Origin of the sequence: Streptosporangium sp. NPDC051023, from assembly GCF_040689595.1 — a bacterium.
Classification (GTDB): Bacteria; Actinomycetota; Actinomycetes; order Streptosporangiales; family Streptosporangiaceae; genus Streptosporangium.
In genome coordinates, this window is record NZ_JBFBCE010000031.1 from 70,409 (window position 1) to 74,080 (window position 3,672).

The window sequence follows — 3,672 nt, forward strand, 5'->3', positions numbered from 1 at the left end:
GAAGTTGACGAAATTTCACATCTGGTCATATGGTTCGTGTGTGAGCACCAACGCCGAACGGCTCCGCGCCCCCCAGCAGCGAGCCGAACGGGCCACCCGGATCCTCGACATGGCCGCCGGCCTGCTCCTGAGCCATGGCTACCGGCGGGTCACCATGGACGATGTGGCCGACGGGGTCGGCATCGGCAAGGGCACCGTCTACCTGCATTGGAAGACACGCGAGCAGCTGTTCAGCGCGGTCTTCGCGCGCGAGGTGCTCTACGCGGCCGATGAGCTACGGCAGGTGCTGCAGCAGGACCCCCGGGCGTGCCTGCTGCACAACTTCGCGCGCGCCTACTTCCTGGCCATCACGAACCGCCCGCTGCTACGCGGGTTCCTCCTGAACGACCCGCATCTGCTCGGCAAACTGACCGGTTCCTCCGACACCGCCCGCGACCAGCGGCACGCCGCCATGGCACGCGACCACCTCACCCTGCTCGCCAAGCACGGACTGCTCCGCGACGACATGAACATCGATGAGATCGGCTACGCCTACCAGGCAACCTTCGAGGGCTTCCTGCGAGCCGAAGGCGCCGCCCCCGAGGGCGCTCCGGAACAGCGGGCGGACCTGCTCGCGCGGACTATCCAGCGCGCATTCGAAAGCGAGCCGACGCTCCCCGACGCCACACTGCGAGACCTCTCCGCCGCCACCGTCACCCTGCTCGCCGGCCTGATCGACGCCGACCGCATTGCCTCCGGCCTCCCCGGGGCCTGACGACTTCTAGGCTGGCCCGGTTCCAGCATCAGACGATCAACTGGCAAAGCTGCCGGACGGGGCCGGACGACAAGATCGTTGAGGCCCTGGCCGCGGCGGGCGCCCAATGTGCAGCGGTCACCGTTCCGCTGGACTACCGCAAGCCCCAGGGGCGGACCATCTCGGTGGCAATCTCACGGATCAAGGCCACCGACCCCGCCCACCGCCGAGGCGTCCTGCTGGGCAATCCCGGCGGCCCGGGCGGGCCCGGACTACAGATGGCGCTCCTCGGCCATGCGGCTCCCGCCCTCACGACCCGCTACGACACGATCGGCATGGATCCACGCTTCGTGGGCCGCAGCACACCGATCAACTGCCGGTGGAAAACCGACACCTTCATCCGGTCGGCCGGCCCGAACCGCCACACCTTCGACGAGAGCGTGGCCCTCATGAAGGAGCTGGCGGCCGGATGCGCCCGGGGCAACCGCGACCTGCTGCCGTACGCCACCACCCGCAACACCGCCCGCGACATGGACGTGATCCGCGCCGCCCTCGGCGAGCGGAAACTGTCCTACTACGGAGTCTCCTACGGCACCTATCTGGGCGCGGTCTACACGCAGATGTTCGGCGCACGGGCCGACCGGATCGTGCTGGACAGCGCGGTCGACCCCGACGTCTACGGCCCCGGCCTGTTCTCCAAGAACGCCCCGGCCCTCACCGCCGCCCTGAAGCACTGGGCCGGGTGGGCCGCAAGCCACGACAAGGAATACGGCCTGGGCGGCACCACGGCTGAGGTCCTGGCCACCGTGGACCGGATCAACCAGGCCGCCACCCGGCGCCCGCTGCGAGTCGGCGCCTACCGGATCGATTCGCACGTTGTCCCCTACCTGCTGTTCGTCCGCCTCTATGACGACAGCGAGAAGGCGTACGCCGGCTTCGCCGCGGAGGTGCGGGTGCTGGCCGACGCCGCCCGCGGCGCCTCGGTCACTGTCCCGCCTTCGCTGAAGGAGACCTTCGACGGCCTGTTCACCGGCTCCGGCGCGACCGAGGACCGGGCGGGAACCCCGATCATCTGCGCCGACCGCGCCGCCTCACGCGACCCGGAGACCTACTTCCGTGACATCCAGGCGCACCGCGCCGACGAACCGCTGTTCGGGCCGATGACCCGCGACATCACCCCGTGCGCGTTCTGGCCGACCGCGCCGGTGGAACCGACTACCACGGTTCGCAACGACGTCCCGGTACTGATGGTCGGTGCCGACGGCGACCCCGCGACCCCCTACCCCGGCCAGCAGGCCATGCACCGGGCGCTGACCGGCTCCCGCCTGCTCACTCTGCCCGGCACCTTCCGCCACGGCCTCTGTCTCGCGGCCGGCAACTCCTGCATTGACACCGCTGTCGAACGGTATCTGGTCGGTGGCACCCTGCCCAATGACGATGCCGCCTGCGACACGTCCGCCAACGCCGCCGGGTGACAGTCCGGCATGCCACGCCGGTGACCCGCGAACCACGACGGTCCGTGGGTCACCCGACCGCGCCCTGGCCGGTGGGGGCGAGTAGTTCACCCCGTTCGGCCCGGCCTGCCAACGACATCCATGGTCAGCCCACGGCTTCGCCGCCCGCCTCGGTCGATCACTCCCGCAGCTCGAGCCGGCACCGGCTTGCTCGGTCAGTTGTGGACACCCCGGCGTTCACAGCGGCTTCCGCAGGACCGCCACCAGGTAGCCCATCTGCGGCAGCAGGCCCGCGGGCGAGAGCATGAGGTCCATCAGCTCGGACACCTCGGGGCCGAACCGTTCGATCATCTCGTCGTATCGGGTTTCGACGGCCTCGATCATTCGCCGCTGCGTCTTCACCGCGTGCTTGCTGACGTCGAGGAACTCGACTATCTCCCAGCCCGCTTCGGCCACCAGTTCGCGGTACTGGTCCTCGGTGAGGATGGGGCTGGCGGACATGCGCTCCAGGCCGTCCCGCACGAGTTCCTGCTCCTCCGGCGTGAGCGGACCGGTCTGCAGCAGGTCGGCCACCACGAGCCGGGCGCCGGGCTTGACCACCCGGCTGATCTCCCGCAGCGCGGGGATCCGGTCCATGTGGATCAGGGACTCGAAGGCCCATGCGGCATCGTAGGTGGCGTCCTCGAACGGCATGGCCAGGGCATCGGCGTACTGGAACCTGACGCGGTCGGCCACTCCTCCCGAGGCGGCACGCCGGTTCGCCTCGTCCACCTGCGCCTTGTTGATGGAGATGCCGGTGATCTCGGCCGTGCAGGTGCCGGCCAGCCGCAGCGCGGGTGCGCCGATGCCACACCCCACGTCCAGCATCCGGCCACCGGTCAGCCCGAGCCGGTCGATGAGCAGATCGGTCATGCGGTCGGCGGCAACGCGGTTGGAGCTGTCGTCGTCGTCGGACAGAAAGTAGCCCGCGTGGAAGCTCTCGTCCCACAGCTCGCACAGCGCCTGGCTGGACAGGTCGTAGAAGTCGGAGATGTCCGAGGCGCTGGGGTGAGCCGGGACCGAAACGTCGCGGTACTCGGCGGTGCGCACGAAGTCCTTGAACACCGACCAGTCCATGTAGGTGCGGTCCTCGGTGATCAGGCCGTTGACGAAGGTCAGCACGCTACACCAGCGCACCTTCAGCGGGGCGCCGGTGGCCGGGTTGCTGCCGGTCATCACCCCCTCGATGAACACCTTGTCGCCGACGGCGACGGTGCTGAGCATCTCGGAGTGCCGGTCGGGCATCGCCTGGAACGCGGCCCGCTCCATCTCGTGGAACGTCGCGCTGTCGGTGATGTGGAGCTCCTCCGGTGCGATCACCTCGGGATCGGGTGCGTAGCACTCGTCGATCATGCGGTGTGGGTCGGAGTTGTACAGCGCCGCCCACTTCTCGACGGCGGCCAGATTGGTCTGCTCGACACTCATGTCTTCCTCGCTCTCGCCCGG

General features: G+C 69.1%; 3 protein-coding genes. 2 read left to right on the forward strand and 1 reads right to left on the reverse strand.

Features of this window, described 5'->3' with window-relative positions:
* Positions 1-40 precede the first annotated feature (40 nt).
* Positions 41-754, forward strand: a complete 714-nt coding sequence (locus tag AB0395_RS21565; protein WP_366283027.1) for a helix-turn-helix domain-containing protein — start codon at positions 41-43, stop codon at positions 752-754.
* 164 nt (positions 755-918) lie between these two features.
* Positions 919-2,208, forward strand: a complete 1,290-nt coding sequence (locus tag AB0395_RS21570) for an alpha/beta hydrolase (protein WP_366283028.1) — start codon at positions 919-921, stop codon at positions 2,206-2,208.
* Between the two features lie 216 nt (positions 2,209-2,424).
* Here AB0395_RS21570 and AB0395_RS21575 read toward each other — a convergent pair whose 3' ends face one another.
* A complete protein-coding gene (locus AB0395_RS21575; protein WP_366283030.1) occupies positions 2,425-3,651 on the reverse strand; it encodes a methyltransferase domain-containing protein in 1,227 nt (408 codons plus the stop codon).
* Between the last annotated feature and the right edge of the window lie 21 nt (positions 3,652-3,672).